The 14,036-nt window shown below is 62.2% G+C and carries 11 protein-coding genes and 1 riboswitch; of the genes, 4 read left to right on the plus strand and 7 right to left on the minus strand.

The genetic code is table 11. The annotated features are described in order from the left end of the window. The first annotated feature begins 32 nt into the window (after positions 1–32). Together C0V73_RS14730 and C0V73_RS14735 are read left to right on the plus strand one after the other, a co-directional pair. On the plus strand, positions 33–1,616 hold the full coding sequence (locus C0V73_RS14730; protein ID WP_102020734.1) for a peptide chain release factor 3: 1,584 nt from the start codon (positions 33–35) through the stop codon (positions 1,614–1,616). A gap of 179 nt (positions 1,617–1,795) precedes the next feature. Continuing rightward, the gene (locus C0V73_RS14735) at positions 1,796–5,485 is read left to right on the plus strand and encodes an autotransporter domain-containing protein (protein ID WP_143708345.1); all 3,690 of its coding nucleotides are present in this window, start codon (positions 1,796–1,798) and stop codon (positions 5,483–5,485) included. Between the two features lie 46 nt (positions 5,486–5,531). On the opposite strand, the gene C0V73_RS14740 is transcribed toward C0V73_RS14735, so the two are convergent. Next, positions 5,532–6,206, minus strand: a complete 675-nt coding sequence (locus C0V73_RS14740) for an HAD-IA family hydrolase (RefSeq protein WP_245407977.1) — start codon at positions 6,204–6,206, stop codon at positions 5,532–5,534. A 127-nt stretch (positions 6,207–6,333) separates the two neighbouring features. Then, a riboswitch (TPP riboswitch) is annotated at positions 6,334–6,430 on the plus strand. 52 nt (positions 6,431–6,482) lie between these two features. Between C0V73_RS14740 and thiD the strand changes: the two genes are divergently transcribed. Then, positions 6,483–7,310, plus strand: coding sequence for a bifunctional hydroxymethylpyrimidine kinase/phosphomethylpyrimidine kinase (gene thiD, locus C0V73_RS14745; RefSeq protein WP_102020736.1), 828 nt, complete (start codon positions 6,483–6,485; stop codon positions 7,308–7,310). Between the two features lie 78 nt (positions 7,311–7,388). Here thiD and C0V73_RS14750 read toward each other — a convergent pair whose 3' ends face one another. Further along, the gene (locus C0V73_RS14750; protein WP_006724991.1) at positions 7,389–8,300 is read right to left on the minus strand and encodes a pirin family protein; all 912 of its coding nucleotides are present in this window, start codon (positions 8,298–8,300) and stop codon (positions 7,389–7,391) included. 242 nt (positions 8,301–8,542) lie between these two features. Between C0V73_RS14750 and C0V73_RS14755 the strand changes: the two genes are divergently transcribed. Further along, positions 8,543–9,370 (plus strand): class II glutamine amidotransferase, encoded by an 828-nt coding sequence (locus tag C0V73_RS14755; protein WP_102020737.1) that lies wholly within the window; start codon positions 8,543–8,545, stop codon positions 9,368–9,370. Between the two features lie 10 nt (positions 9,371–9,380). Here the strand turns inward: C0V73_RS14755 and C0V73_RS14760 are convergent, their stop codons facing one another. The 5 genes from C0V73_RS14760 to C0V73_RS14780 form a co-directional block, all read right to left on the minus strand. Further along, complete coding sequence (locus tag C0V73_RS14760) at positions 9,381–9,734, minus strand: MmcQ/YjbR family DNA-binding protein (protein WP_102020738.1); 354 nt, start codon at positions 9,732–9,734, stop codon at positions 9,381–9,383. Then, on the minus strand, positions 9,731–10,945 hold the full coding sequence (gene coaBC, locus C0V73_RS14765) for a bifunctional phosphopantothenoylcysteine decarboxylase/phosphopantothenate--cysteine ligase CoaBC (protein ID WP_102020739.1): 1,215 nt from the start codon (positions 10,943–10,945) through the stop codon (positions 9,731–9,733). The genes C0V73_RS14760 and coaBC overlap by 4 nt, the downstream gene beginning before the upstream one ends. Positions 10,946–11,032: 87 nt before the next feature. Then, positions 11,033–12,073 (minus strand): histidine kinase dimerization/phosphoacceptor domain -containing protein, encoded by a 1,041-nt coding sequence (locus tag C0V73_RS14770; RefSeq protein ID WP_102020740.1) that lies wholly within the window; start codon positions 12,071–12,073, stop codon positions 11,033–11,035. Positions 12,074–12,086: 13 nt separating this feature from the next. Continuing rightward, complete coding sequence (locus tag C0V73_RS14775; protein WP_102020741.1) at positions 12,087–12,524, minus strand: response regulator; 438 nt, start codon at positions 12,522–12,524, stop codon at positions 12,087–12,089. Between the two features lie 2 nt (positions 12,525–12,526). Beyond that, positions 12,527–14,014, minus strand: coding sequence for a CHASE3 domain-containing protein (locus C0V73_RS14780; protein ID WP_102020742.1), 1,488 nt, complete (start codon positions 14,012–14,014; stop codon positions 12,527–12,529). Between the last annotated feature and the right edge of the window lie 22 nt (positions 14,015–14,036).

The following is a 14,036-nucleotide window of genomic DNA, read 5'->3' on the forward strand; positions in this document are numbered from 1 at the left end:
ATAACCGCCCGACCACAAGGAATTCCTGAGATATGGCTGAAACGCTCGCCGAGGCGGTCTCCCGCCGCCGCACCTTTGCTATTATCGCGCACCCGGACGCGGGTAAGACGACGCTGACCGAAAAGCTACTGCTGTTCGGCGGCGCTATCCAGCTTGCCGGTGAAGTGAAAGCCAAGAAGGATCGCATCCAGACCCGTTCGGACTGGATGAAGATCGAGCGCGAACGCGGCATCTCGGTTGTCACCTCGGTCATGACCTTCGAATACGAAGGCAATGTCTTCAACATCCTCGACACGCCCGGTCACGAAGACTTCGCCGACGATACCTATCGCACGCTGACGGCGGTCGACGCAGCTGTCATGGTCATCGACGCCGCCAAGGGTATCGAGCCGCGTACGCTGAAGCTGTTCGAAGTCTGCCGCATGCGCGATATCCCGATCATCACTTTCGTCAACAAGATGGACCGCGAAAGCCGGGATATCTTCGAGATCCTTGACGAGGTCGAAGAGAAGCTTGCGCTCGATACGGCCCCGATTACCTGGCCGGTCGGCCGCTCGAAGAGCTTCTGCGGCTCCTACAATCTGGTCGAAAACACCTTCCGCGGCTCCGACAAGCAGGTCGAGGCGCTCGCCGTCAACAGCCCGAAGAACGTCGCCGAAAACTTGCCGGAAAACGAGCGCGCCACCTTCATCGACGAGCTGGAGCTGGCGCAGGAAGCCTGCCGGCCCTTCGATCACAAAGCTTTCCTCGAGGGCCACATGACACCGGTCTTCTTCGGTTCCGCCTTGCGCAATTTCGGCGTCCGCGATCTGATCAATGCGCTGGGTGCCTATGCGCCCCCGCCGCGCGACCAGGTGGCTGATACGCGCACCGTCCATGCGGCGGAAGACAAGATGACGGCCTTCGTCTTCAAGATCCAGGCCAACATGGATCCGAACCACCGCGACCGCATCGCCTTTGCCCGCATCTGCTCAGGGAAACTGGAGCGCGGCATGAAGGCCCGCCTTGCCCGGACCGGCAAGCAGATGGGCCTGACGGCACCGCAGTTCTTCTTTGCCTCCCAGCGCCAGCTTGCCGACACCGCCTTTGCCGGCGATGTCGTCGGTATTCCGAACCACGGGACGCTGCGCATCGGCGACACGCTGACCGAAGGCGAGAACCTCGTCTTCCAGGGCGTGCCGAACTTCTCGCCGGAAATCCTCCGCCGCGTGCGGCTGGAAGATGCGATGAAGGCCAAGAAGCTGAAGGAAGCTCTGCAGCAGATGGCCGAAGAAGGCGTCGTACAGCTCTTCTCGCCGGAAGACGGCTCGCCGGCAATCGTCGGCGTCGTCGGCGCGCTGCAGCTCGACGTGTTGAAGGAGCGCCTTCAGGGCGAATACGGCCTGCCGGTCTCCTTCGAAATGTCGCGCTTCTCCGTCTGCCGCTGGATTTCGGCCGAGAACAAGGACGATCTGGAAAAGTTCATGACCCAGCGTCGCGGTGACATCTGCCGGGATCTCGACGGCGACCCGGTCTTCATGGCGCAGGACCAGTTCTCGCTGCGCTACGAGTCCGAGCGCTATCCCGCAATCAAGATGGTCGCCATCAAGGAATATCACGTCGCCAAGGCGGCGTGACCAAGCCGTAATCTGCCCAGAAGTGGTCCGAATCCCTGCGGATTTTGGCCGAATACTGACCTTTGCTGTTCGCTCCGGCGTGATACTGTTCATACAACTTCAAATCTTGTGTGGGCGGTCGTTGCGACCGGGGCGTTTTGTTCAAGACATTTTCTCGTAAGGCCCGCCTGCGGGCGCTTTTGACATCCGCAAGCATCCTGCCTTTCCTGACAGGTGCAGCACAGGCCGGCTCGGTCAGCTGGACCGGTGCAACCTCGACTGACTGGTTCACGGGCAGCAACTGGGAATGGGGCACCGGCGCACCGGTGGCCGGCGACGATGCGCGCATCGGCCAGATGGGTGTCGTGATCAATGGTCAGGATGCGGCGGCAGAAAACCTTTTCGTCGGCATTGTGTCTGCCGGTGGCCTCACCGTTCAGAACGGGCTCAACACCACCAACACGACCCTCGGCTACAACAGCGGCTCGTCTGGCACGATCACGGTCAGCGGCAACCTCGGGGAATGGACCAATACGGGGTCCACCTATATCGGCAACAACGGGACCGGCACCGTCAACGTGCTGACCCAGGGCGAATTTCTCGGCGGCGTCGTCTATCTCGGCGCAGGCTCCACAGGAGAGGGCGCTCTTAACGTCTCGAACCAGAGCCGTTTCGAAGCGACGAGCTTCTATATCGGCTATGCTGGAGACGGCACTTTCACGCTGGAGCAGGACGCGACGGCAACGACGGGGCGCACAGTCATCGCTGACGGCATTGGTTCCTCGGGAAGCGCCACGGTGGCGACCCTGTCGCAATGGACGCTATCAAATGCTCTGACGATTGGTGGCGGTGGTGTGGGCACCTTGCTGATCAAGGAAGGCGCCGATGTATCCGGCACGGCGGCCTATATCGGCAATGGGGCAGATGCTGACGGCAGCAGCGTCACGGTCACGGGTGCAGGGACCACCTGGGTCAACACCGGCGAGCTCTTCGTCGGCTCCTTGGGTGACGCGACACTGGACATTCTCGCTGGCGCCACGGTGTCGAATGGCAGTGCTGTCATCGGTCGCCACTCAACCTCTTCGGTCACCATCAGCGGCACGGACTCCAGCTGGACAACCGGTGCGCTGCTTGTTGGTGGCGATCGCTCCGACACGTCCAGTTCGGTCGCAGGCAACGGAACCCTGGATATCCTGGCCGGCGCGACCGTGAACGGCACCTCTGCGGTCCTGGGCGACAGCACAGGGTCGCAAGGCACGGTCAATGTCGACGGAACGGGTTCGCTCTGGGACCTCTCCGGCCGCATCAGTGTCGGTGGTCTGGGTGAAGGCACGATCAACATCACCAATGGCGGCAAGATCACCTCGACCGGTGGCCTCATCGGCCACGAGGCGTCCGGATCGGGCCTCGTCACGATTTCCGGCGACGGCAGCCTCTGGGAAAACACCGGTGTCTTCTACGTCGGCAATGTCGGCGATGGCACGCTCGAGCTTCTGACCGGCGGTGACCTGACCAGCACAGACGGTTATGTCGGCACGGAGAATGGCTCCGAAAGCGAAGCCACTGTCAACGGAACCGGCTCGAGCTGGATCATGAGCGGTGACTTTCTGGTCGGCCACAACGACGATGCAAGAGGCGAGGTTACGATCTCGGCAGGTGGCCTCATTGAAAACCGTCAAGGCATCCTTGGCGACCTCGCCGGATCCTATGGCGAGATGCTCGTCACCGGCGACGGCTCTCTCTGGGACGTTTCCAGCGACCTGAATGTTGGCCGTTTCGGAGATGGTGTGATGACCATCGCCCTGGGCGGCGACGTTACGGCAGCCCGCAGTCTTATCGGCAATGAAGCCGGATCGATAGGCACAGCCACGGTTTCCGGCAATGGCTCGACCTGGGACACCACCGGGGACCTCTTGATCGGCAACGCGGGCACTGGCACGCTGATTGTCACGGGCGGCGGCTTCGTGTCTGCAGACGAGATCAAGATTGCCAACCAGGCAGGTTCGACCGGCACTTTCATCATCGGCGCCGCCCTCGGACAGACAGCGGGCGGCAGCGCCAGTTTCGATGTCAATGAAATCGATTTTGGCGACGGTACGGGCAAGCTCGTTTTCAATTTCGGCGGTGATGATGTTTCCTTCGACGCGCGCATCGAAGGAACCGGCGAGATCGCTGTGGCCAATGGCACGGTCATCTACGCAGGCAATGGCAGCGCTTTCACCGGCGATACGAATATCACCGGCGGCACGCTAAACCTCGTCAACGCCACGCTTGGCGGCACACTCTCCGTCTCCGGCTGGGGAACGCTGAGCGGGACGGGCACGGTGGGGGAGACCACGGTCTCCAGCGGTGCCACGGTGACCCCTGGGGGCTCCGGCGTCGGAACCCTGACGGTCGACGGCGATCTGGTTTTCGCCGCGGGCGCGACCTATGAGGTCGACGTCAACACCTCGACCGGCGCCAGCGACCTCTTGCATGCCACAGGCGAGGCAAACCTCACCGGAGGCTCCGTCCTCCATGTCGGGCCCTCCAGCGGTTATGCGGCAAACCAGTCCTATGTCATCCTCTCGGCCGATGGCGGCCTGACCGGAACCTTCGACACGGTCGATACGGATTACAGCTTCCTTGATGCCGCGCTCGGCTACGATGCGAATGATGTGACGCTGACACTGACCCGCAATGCGACCGACTTCGCCGATATCGCGCAATCGACGAACCAGTCTGCGACGGCAGGCGCAATCGAAAGTCTGGGCTCGGGCAATGCAATCTACGACGCGGTTGTTGTCCTGGACGATGAGGCGGCGGCGACGGCCTTTCAGCAGCTCTCCGGCGAAGTCCACGGCCAGGGCGCGAGCGCGAGCCTCGAGAACAGCGGCCTTATCCGTAGTCTCGGCGGCAATCGCATGCGCTCCGCCTTCGGCTCCGCTGGTGCCGGCCAAACCAATGTTGTCTCCCTCGGCAGCACCACGGGCGGCAATACCGCTGCGCTGGCCTACGGCGAAGAAAAGGCGAAGACCCCGGCAGAACTGGCGGCGGAGTCGATCCTGGTGACGCCGGAAAAGGCCGGCCCCGTTGCCTGGGCCGAAGCTTATGGCGGCTGGGGCAAGAGCTTCGGCGAGAATGGCGATGCCGATCTCTCAAACTCGATCGGCGGCATCGCCTTCGGCATAGACACAGTGCTGGCCGACACCACCTGGCGCCTCGGCATTCTCGGCGGTTATGGCGCGGCATCCTTCGAGCTGAGCGACGGTCTGTCGAGCGGCAATAGCGATGATTTCGATATCGGGATCTATGGCGGCAACCAGTGGGGTCCGCTCGCTTTTCGCTTTGGTGCACTCTACAAGCACCAGCAGGTCTCGACCGAACGCACGGTCGATTTTGGCGGCTTCACAGACCAGCTCTCGGCGGACTACGGGACCAATACCGCACAGGCCTTCGCGGAACTGGGCTATGAGATCAAGGTCCAGGACGTGCGCCTGGAGCCCTTCGTGAACCTCGCCCAGGTCCATATGCACACGCCCGCTTTCACCGAAGAAGGTGGTGCCGCCTCCCTGTCGCGTGAGGCGAATGACATGAACCTGACCTTCACCAATGTCGGTCTCCGGGCCGCGACCGAGGTGGCGTTGGCCGGCGTGAATGCAACGGTCCGGGGGGCTGCCGGATGGCAGCATGCTTTCGGAGATACGGAAACGGCCTCGACCCTGTCCTTTTCCGGTGGCAGCGATTTCGTCACCTCCAGCAAGACGGTCGCCGAAAACAGCCTCGTCCTGCAAGCCGGCATCGACATGCCCATCGCCCCGATGACGACGATCGGCCTCGATTTCGACGGCAGCTACAGCAACCGTGGCAATGCGCAATCCGTCAAACTGAGCTTCCAGAAGCAGTTCTGACGAGAGTGCGACCAGTGCGGGGCGGCTGAGCGCGCCGCGTTGCCCCTCAGCGCGCAGGCCCGATCCGCAGCCCCTGGGCAGCGTGGAAATCGACGCGCAGATGCTCGTAGCTGGCGATGGTCGGAAGGGAGGTTTCGAGCGGATGGGCATGGGTGGCCGTAATGACGGCAACGTCGGCGCCCGCAGCCTCTCCGGCCCTGACGCCGGCCAGCACATCCTCGAACACCAGGCAGCGGGAAGGATCGAAACCGAGCCGCTCTGCCCCAAGCCGATAGCCAGCGGGATCGGGTTTGCCGATCTTCACGTCCTCTGCTGTCACGATCTGCAGCGGCTGCGGCAGGCCGGCAGCGCCGATGCGGGCGCGGGCGAGGGCCGATGGTGCCGAGGTCACGATCGCCCAGCGTTCGGCCGGCAGGCTCTGAAGGAAGGCGATGGCGCCCGGGATTGGAACGATGCCCTCGAGATCCTCGATCTCGCCGCGCTCCACTTCAAGCGCCTCCTGCACCACATCGATGCCGGGCAGGTTCAGCGCGCTGATCGTGTCGATCCCGCGCTTGCCATGCATGCTCGGCAGGAAGGTTTGGAGATCAAGCCCATGCTTGAGCGCCCAGCGGCTCCACACGCGCTCGGCCACAGCGATGGAGTTGAGCAGCGTGCCGTCCATATCGAAGAGGAAGGCGTCATAGAAGCGGTCGAAAAGCGGGTCGGGGGAATGATGCAAGGCCTGGATCCTTTGGTCGAACGCGTAATAAGGCTCCCGTACCGGCTCTCAACCGGGCCTGCAAACACTTAATCGGGATAGGCCGGGATGACAGGTGACAGGGCCCTCTCTCTGCCCTAGTCTTGAACGCGAGAGACAGGGGCGTCTGGCGCAAGCCGGGCTGAGAAGCACCCTTTGAACCTGAACCAGATCATGCTGGCGGAGGGAGTCGCTCGGGTGCCGTGGGCTCTTCGCGTCCTGCCCGTTGCTTCTTCGCCGTCGTGAGGAGATGCAGCCATGACATCCGCCCCCATTCGCAACGTGCTTTCCATTGCCGGCTCCGACCCTTCCGGTGGCGCTGGCATCCAGGCTGATCTCAAGGCCTTCTCCGCCCGCGGCTGCTACGGCATGGCAGCCATCACCGCGCTCACGGCGCAAAACACGCAAGGCGTCTCCGCTGTAATGCCGCTCGATCCAGAATTCGTGGCCGAGCAGATCCGTATGGTCTTTGCCGATGTGCACGTCGATGCCGTGAAGATCGGGATGATCGCCAATGCCGGGATCGCAAGGGCCGTCGCCGAGGCGCTGAGGCCCCATCGCGGCATCCCCATCGTGCTCGACCCCGTGATGATCGCCAAGGGTGGCGCAAGCCTGCTCGATCCGGATGCCGTCGAAGCGCTCAAGAGCGAACTCCTGCCGCTTGCAACCTTGCTCACGCCAAACCTGCCGGAGGCGGCGGCCCTGCTCGGCGACCCCGACGCCTGCGACCGGCGCATCATGGAATCCCAGGCGATTAGGATGACGACGCTCGGCCCCCGCAGCGTCTTGATCAAGGGGGGCCATCTTGCCGGTGGCGAAAGCCCTGACGTGCTGGTGGCGGATGGCCAGGTGACCTGGTTCGAGGCGGACCGTATCGAGACCCGCAATACTCATGGCACGGGCTGCTCTCTGTCGAGCGCGCTGGCGGCTGAACTGGCGATGGGGAAAAGTGTGGAAGAGGCCGTGCGCGTCGCGAAGGCCTGGCTCAAGGAGGCCGTTCGGACATCGCACACCCTGTCTGTTGGCTCCGGCCATGGTCCGGTCCACCATTTCCATGACTTGTGGCCTGTGTCTGCGCCCACGTGAACTCACGCGCGGCAAGTGCAGACAAAAGAAAACCCGGCGCTGGAGACGCCGGGTTGAAGTGAACTTGACTGCGTGGGGTTAATGATCGGCCTTGATAAAGGTTCCGTTCTGCAACTCTTTCATCGCCTGCATCAGTTCCTCGCGGGTGTTCATCACGATCGGCCCGTGCCAGGCGACCGGCTCCTTGATCGGCTTACCGGTCACCAGCAGGAAGCGGATGCCCTGTTCGCCGGCCTGCACGGTGATCTCGTCGCCGGTGTCGAAAACGACGAGCGTGCGGTTGCCGGAGAGGTCGCGGATATTCAACTCCTCGCCCATATATTCCTTCTCGACCTTGACGCCGAAGGGCTTGGAGGCATCCCGGAACGAGCCGGAGCCGGCGAAGATATAGGCGAAGGCCGAGCGATAAGTATCGACCGGGAAGGTCTTGCGCTTGCCGGGTGGCACCGAGATGTCGAGATAGACGGGCTCGGCAGCGATGCCGTCGACGGGGCCGCTCTTGCCCCAGAAGTCGCCACAGATGACCCGCACCGACGTGCCATCATCATCGATGACAACGGGGATCTCGGGCGACTTGATGTCCTGGTAGCGCGGCTTCGTCATCTTCAGCGAAGACGGCAGATTGGCCCAGAGCTGGAAGCCGTGCATGCGGCCGGCGAAATCGCCCTTCGGCATTTCCTGATGCAGGATGCCGCTGCCTGCGGTCATCCATTGCAGGTCGCCGGCGCCCAGCATGCCCTGGTTGCCCAGGCTATCGCCATGCTCGACGGTTCCGGCCAGCACATAGGTGATCGTCTCGATGCCGCGATGTGGATGCCAGGGGAACCCGCGAACGTAATCCATCGGCTCGTCATTGCGGAAATCGTCCATCATCAGGAAGGGGTCGGTCATCGAGGGATCGCCGAAGCCGAAGACGCGGTGCAGCTTGACGCCGGCGCCTTCCATGGTCGGCGTGGCGCGGCTCTCATGCTTGACGGGGCGGATGGACATTCGGGGACCTCCTCGGGAAACGGGCTCGTTGCTTGGGAAGCAATATAGGCGAGAGAACCATGGCACGCAGGCCCGCCGGGCAGAACGCAGTGTTCACTTTTGTGCCAGTCGACGTTAGGAAGAATGTTGCGCTGCACGGCAAAAGTTTGTCATGAATACGGGCATGTTTGCAAATCATTAGTCTATCGGGCGAAGACTACCAAGGATTCGCAGTCGGTCGATGGACCTGGGGCAGAATTCATATGTGTCGTTGGGCAGCTTACCGCGGTGTTCCGATCTTCCTCGAGGAGTTGGTGACCTCGCCTGCGCATTCCCTCATCGAGCAATCCCATTGCGCGACACGCGCGAAAACTGCCACCAATGGCGATGGCTTCGGCCTTGCCTGGTATGGTGACCGCCCTGAGCCCGGCCGCTTCCGGGATGTGCTTCCCGCTTGGTCCGACTGCAATCTGAAGAGCCTCGCAAGCCAGATCCGCTCGCCGCTCTTTCTCGCCCATGTCCGCGCCGCGACCCATGGTGCCACCCGCCGCGACAACTGCCATCCCTTCGTCCAGGGAAACTGGTCCTTCATGCATAACGGCCAGATCGACAATTTCGATCGCATCCGTCGGCCGATGGAAGGCATGCTGGATGACGAGCATTTCCACGCACGCGTCGGCACGACCGACAGCGAGCTGCTTTTCCTGCTGGCCCTTCAGTTTGGACTTCGAGAGCGTCCCATCGCTGCGATGAGCGAGGCCGTTGGCTTCGTCGAGCAGATCAGCCTGCATCTGACGGGCACGGCCCGCATCCGCATGACGGCAGCCTTCTCTGATGGCAAGACGCTCTATGCCGTGCGCTATTCAACGGATGAATATGCGCCGACGCTGTTTGCAGCACCCATGGGGCCAAAGGGCAGCTTCTGTCTCGTGTCGGAGCCTCTGAATGACGAGACGGATACCTGGGTGGAAATTCCCGCCGGCAGTGCCGTGATCCTGAGCGAAAACGGCCTCGATGCCGCCGAGTTCAAGCCGGAAGTCGAGCGCACACGGGTGGATCAAATCCGTCAGCCGGCCATGGCCGCAGGCTGAGGCCGGGGCTTTACTCGACGATGCCGAGTTCCGCGCGCAGCTTTCGCGTCAGCGAAGCGCTGACCGTGCGATAGGAGCGCGTCAGATATTCCCGAACGTCCGCTTCGCTGAGTTCCGTATCCGGGTTCACCGTCACCCACTTGCGCTTGGCGAAATAGGGGGCCTGCGAAACGCCCTGAAGCGAGGTCAGGATCTCGAAGCTTTCCTCGCTGACCTTGAAGCAGATGCGCCGTTCGGCGTCTGTCAGCAGTGCAAAGACCTTGTCGCCGACCTTGGCGATACGGCTGTCCCACTGGTCGATGAGAGTGGTTCCGGCAAAGCCTTCGGTAAAGGCATCGAAATCAGGGCGGGTAAACAGGCTCATGCGCCGGTTCCCCCGATCTGGGTCGCGATCCAAAGCGCCAGCCGTTCGGCGACCTCGTCCTTGGAGAGATCCGGCCAGCCTTCCACGCCGTCGCGGGTGATCAGTTTCACCCGGTTGCGGTCTCCGCCCATGATCCCGGTTTCCGGGGACACATCGTTGGCGACGATCAGGTCGGCGCCCTTGCGCTCGAGCTTGCCCTTGCCGTTCTCCTCGACATTCTCGGTCTCCGCGGCAAAGCCGACGACGAGGCGCGGACGCATGCCATGATGCCCCACAGTCTTGAGAATATCAGGGTTTTCCGTCAGCTCGAGCGGCGCCGGAGCCTCGCCCGGCTGCTTCTTGATCTTCTGTTCCGCAGATGTTGCCACCCGCCAATCGGCGACGGCGGCAACCATGACGGCGATATCGGCTGGCAGTGCCGAAAGAACGGCATCGCGCATCTCGTCGGCGCGCTCAACATGAAGGGTCTTCACGCCCAAGGGATCGGCGATCGTGACCGGCCCGGAAACCAGCGTCACCTCTGCGCCAAGACGTGCAAGGGCTGCGGCAATCGCATGCCCTTGCTTGCCAGAGGAGCGGTTGGCGATATAGCGCACCGGATCGATCGGCTCATGGGTAGGCCCGGACGTGACGATAGCCTTCATACCGCTCAGTGGCTTCGGACCTGAGAGCAGATCTTCAACCCGGGCAACGATCTCCAGCGGCTCGGCCATCCGTCCGCGCCCGCGCTCGCCGCTTTCGGCCATCTCGCCTTCCATCGGTCCAACAGCCTGGATACCATCGCGTTGGAGCGCCGCAAAGTTTCTCTGCGTGGCCGGATGTGCCCACATCTTCGGGTTCATCGCCGGTGCGATGAGCACAGGGCGATCGGTCGCGAGCAGCACGGTGGAGGCAAGGTCATCGGCAAGCCCGTTCGCCATCTTCGCCATCAGGTCGGCAGTGGCGGGTGCAACGAGCACAAGGTCACATTCGCGCGCCAGCCGGATATGGCCGACATCCTGCTCATCCTCGCGGGAGAAGAGTTCGGTATAGACATGGGAGGCCGAGAGAGCCCCGACGGCGAGCGGTGTGACGAATTCTTGGGCGCCGCGCGTCATGATCGGGCGCACGCTTGCACCGCGCTCCCGGAGCCTCCTGATGAGGTCGAGGCTCTTGTAGGCGGCGATACCACCCGCGATAACAAGCAAAACGCGCTTTCCGGCCAAGCTCATGAAGAAGAACCCTTAATCTGTGCGGCGCGACCCTAACGCAAATCGGGTCGCTGGCAAATCACCGGACGCCAGAGTGGTAAACGTGCCTCAGCCCGTGCCGTCGAGCTTTAGGGGTACCTCGGCCACGGTGCCATTCGTGCCTTCGAGATAATGCAGCCCGTCCCCCAGCGTCGCCGCCATGGATTTGACGATACGGCTGCCGAGACCGGTGCCCTTGGGCGCACTGTCAGGATCGATGCCGATGCCGTCGTCTTCGACGCGCAGCATGGCCGCGCCGTCGGGAAGCATCTTCAGATGCACGCGGATATCCCCGGGCTGCCCGGGGGCATAGGCATATTTGAAGGCATTGGTGACGAGTTCGGTCACGATCATGCCGACCGAAACCGCCTTGTCCGCGCTCATCGAGATCTGATCGGCGTCGAGCAGCAGGCGGATAGGCTTTTCCGCGCTGTGCAGCGAGCTGTAGAGCTCGGCGGTGAGGCGGCTGAGATACCGGTCGAGTTCGACCCGGCTGACGTCGTCGGAGGTGTAGAGGCTGCGATGCATGCCGGCGATGGCTGTAATCCGCGCCTGCGTTTCCGCAAGCTCCGCCTTCACCTCTTCGCTCCGGGCACTGGAGATCTGCAGCCGAAGAAGGCTTGCGACCAGCGCCAGCGAATTGGCGACCCGGTGGTTCACCTCGGCGAGAAGGGCTTCTGCCCGCTCCTTGCCCAGACGGATCTCTTCGTCGGCTCGGACCTTTGCTGCCCGCAGCTGTGCATTCGCCACCGTCTGCTCGATGGCGCTGGACAGCAGCGAGAGAAAGTCGTCGCTGACGGTCTTGATCACATAGTCGGCGGCACCCGCCTTGATCGCTTCGATCGCAACCTGCGCCTCGTTGGAGCCGGTGACATAGACCACGGGCACATCGATCTCGGCCTCCCGCATGCGGGCCAGCACATCATGACCGGTCGTCTGGCGCAGATAGTGGTCAAGCACGACGACGTCGAAGACGTCGGTCTGCAGGAGGTGGAGGGCCTCGTCAGGGTTCTCGGCATGCGCCACCTCGTGTCCGAGGCGGCCCATATGCTTCTGCACCAGCCGGGCGATGGCTGCGTCGTCGTCAATGTATAGGACGCTGAAGCGCATCGCCGGGCCGCCGTCAGGGAATTTGCATGACGGAGAAGAACAATCCGAGCTGGCGAATGGCATTGGCGAAATTGTCGTAATCGACAGGCTTGGTGATATAGACATTGGCCCCAAGATCGTAGCACCGCTGTATTTCGCGCTCGTCATCCGTCGTCGTGAGGATGACGACCGGGAGCCGTCGCGTATGCGGATTGGATTTGATTTTTTCGAGAATATCGGTGCCCGACATGTCGGGGAGATTGAGATCGAGAAGGATCAGCAAATAGCGATCTTCCGACACCTTGCCGCTGCGATCCTTGCCGAGAACATAGTCGAGCGCCTCGGTCCCGTTGGTGAACGGGATGATGTCGTTGTGCACGCCGGCGCGACGTACGTTCTTTTCGATGAGACGGGCATGACCCTCGTCGTCCTCGACCATGATAATGGTGACTTCTTTACCCACGGCTTTCATATTCAACTCCGTACCAAGCGTGACAGGTCAGATGGCAGTCGCAGGACGAACGTCGAGCCCTCTCCGAACTGGGAGCGAACGGTGATTTCTCCCCCGAGATTCCGCGCGAGCGAGCGGACATGGGCAAGACCTATTCCTTCGCCGGACTGGTCTTGCTGACCGGAACGGCGGAAGAGTTCGAAGATGCGTTCGTGGTCCTGTTCTGCAATGCCACGGCCGTTGTCCTCCACTTCGATCCGAACCATGTGACGCCCTTCGGGGGCGGTTCGGACGGCGAGGGTCAAGGGCCGATCCGGATGCTTGTACTTGATAGCATTGTCGAAAAGGTTACCGAGAATTTGTTCGACCGAGAGCCGGTCGGTATTGAGGCGAGGGGCCTTGATGTCGAGGTCGATCTTGCCGTCGCTCTCGCTGATCTGGTGATACACGCTGTTGGTGATTGTTTCCAGCAATGGCTGCAGTTCCACGATTTCGGGCTTGAGCTGGCGTCGCCCGTCGCGTGAAATCTTCAGAATGGCATTGATCAAGCCGTCCATCTTCTTGGTCGACGAACGAATGAAACCGATGGCTTCCGGCAGATCCTCAGAGGCCGCCAGTCGCGCTTCCCGGATCTGGTCTTCCGACACCGGCTTGCCATCGTTCAGCACATAAGTCTGCAGGGCTTTCAGCGAAGCGTCCAGTTCGGCAGTGAAACCCATGATGTTGACGAGCGGCGCCCGCAGGTCATGCGTGACGATGTAGGCAAAACGCTGGATTTCCTGGTTGGCCTGCATGAGGTCTTCGGTGCGCTCGGCGACGCGTGCTTCGAGGCCCTGGTTGAGCAGTTCGACTTCGCGTCTCGAAGACGCCAATGCGCGCACATGCTGCGCTACCACCAGAATTGCCCCGCCCATCACGGCAATGATCGCGATGCCCCCGCCGATCGTGATCCACTGCAATTGCTGCGTCGCCGACAGCTGGGCTTCCGTCCCGCTGTCGACATTGGCGTCGGAGAGTTCCTTGAAATCATCCAGCATCTCGCGGATGTCGTTCATCAGTTCGCGGCCGACATCGCTCTGGACCAGTTCGATCGCCTGGTCCTGCTCGCCGCTGCGCACGAGATTGATCGCCTGCCCCATCTCCGCGAGCTTGCCCCGGACCTTGTCGCGCAGGGCGTCCATCTGCTGCGCCTTGATCGGGCGATCTTTCACGGCGAGCGCCAGTGCTTCCACGTCGTCGCGAATTTCGCTTGCAGCGCCTTCATAGGGTTGCAGGAACAATTCGTCGCTGGTGATGACAAAGCCGCGCTGCCCTGTCTCGGCATCGGTCAGCTTTTGCATCAGATTGGCCGCCATGCGGCGGATGTTACGTTCTTGCAGAATGTAGTCGAAGGTCGAGCGTGTACGCTCGACGAGACCCAAGGTCGCGACGATGATCCCGATGAGAATTCCGGTGCCGATCAGGAGGAAGAGCAGCGTGGACCGGACGAAACCGGTTTGGGTGGCGGACATGGAACTCCTGAAGGAACAAGAA

This window comes from Rhizobium sp. TH135 (assembly GCF_002855515.1).
In the GTDB taxonomy this organism is placed as follows: domain Bacteria; phylum Pseudomonadota; class Alphaproteobacteria; order Rhizobiales; family Rhizobiaceae; genus Allorhizobium.

Coding starts and splice junctions, on each gene's coding strand:
- C0V73_RS14730 (WP_102020734.1), top strand. CDS start 33: ATGGCTGAAACGCTCGCCGAGGCGGTCTCCCGCCGCCGCACCTTTGCT.
- thiD (WP_102020736.1), top strand. CDS start 6,483: ATGACATCCGCCCCCATTCGCAACGTGCTTTCCATTGCCGGCTCCGAC.
- C0V73_RS14750 (WP_006724991.1), bottom strand. CDS start 8,300: ATGTCCATCCGCCCCGTCAAGCATGAGAGCCGCGCCACGCCGACCATG.
- C0V73_RS14755 (WP_102020737.1), top strand. CDS start 8,543: ATGTGTCGTTGGGCAGCTTACCGCGGTGTTCCGATCTTCCTCGAGGAG.
- C0V73_RS14760 (WP_102020738.1), bottom strand. CDS start 9,734: ATGAGCCTGTTTACCCGCCCTGATTTCGATGCCTTTACCGAAGGCTTT.
- coaBC (WP_102020739.1), bottom strand. CDS start 10,945: ATGAGCTTGGCCGGAAAGCGCGTTTTGCTTGTTATCGCGGGTGGTATC.
- C0V73_RS14770 (WP_102020740.1), bottom strand. CDS start 12,073: ATGCGCTTCAGCGTCCTATACATTGACGACGACGCAGCCATCGCCCGG.
- C0V73_RS14775 (WP_102020741.1), bottom strand. CDS start 12,524: ATGAAAGCCGTGGGTAAAGAAGTCACCATTATCATGGTCGAGGACGAC.
- C0V73_RS14780 (WP_102020742.1), bottom strand. CDS start 14,014: ATGTCCGCCACCCAAACCGGTTTCGTCCGGTCCACGCTGCTCTTCCTC.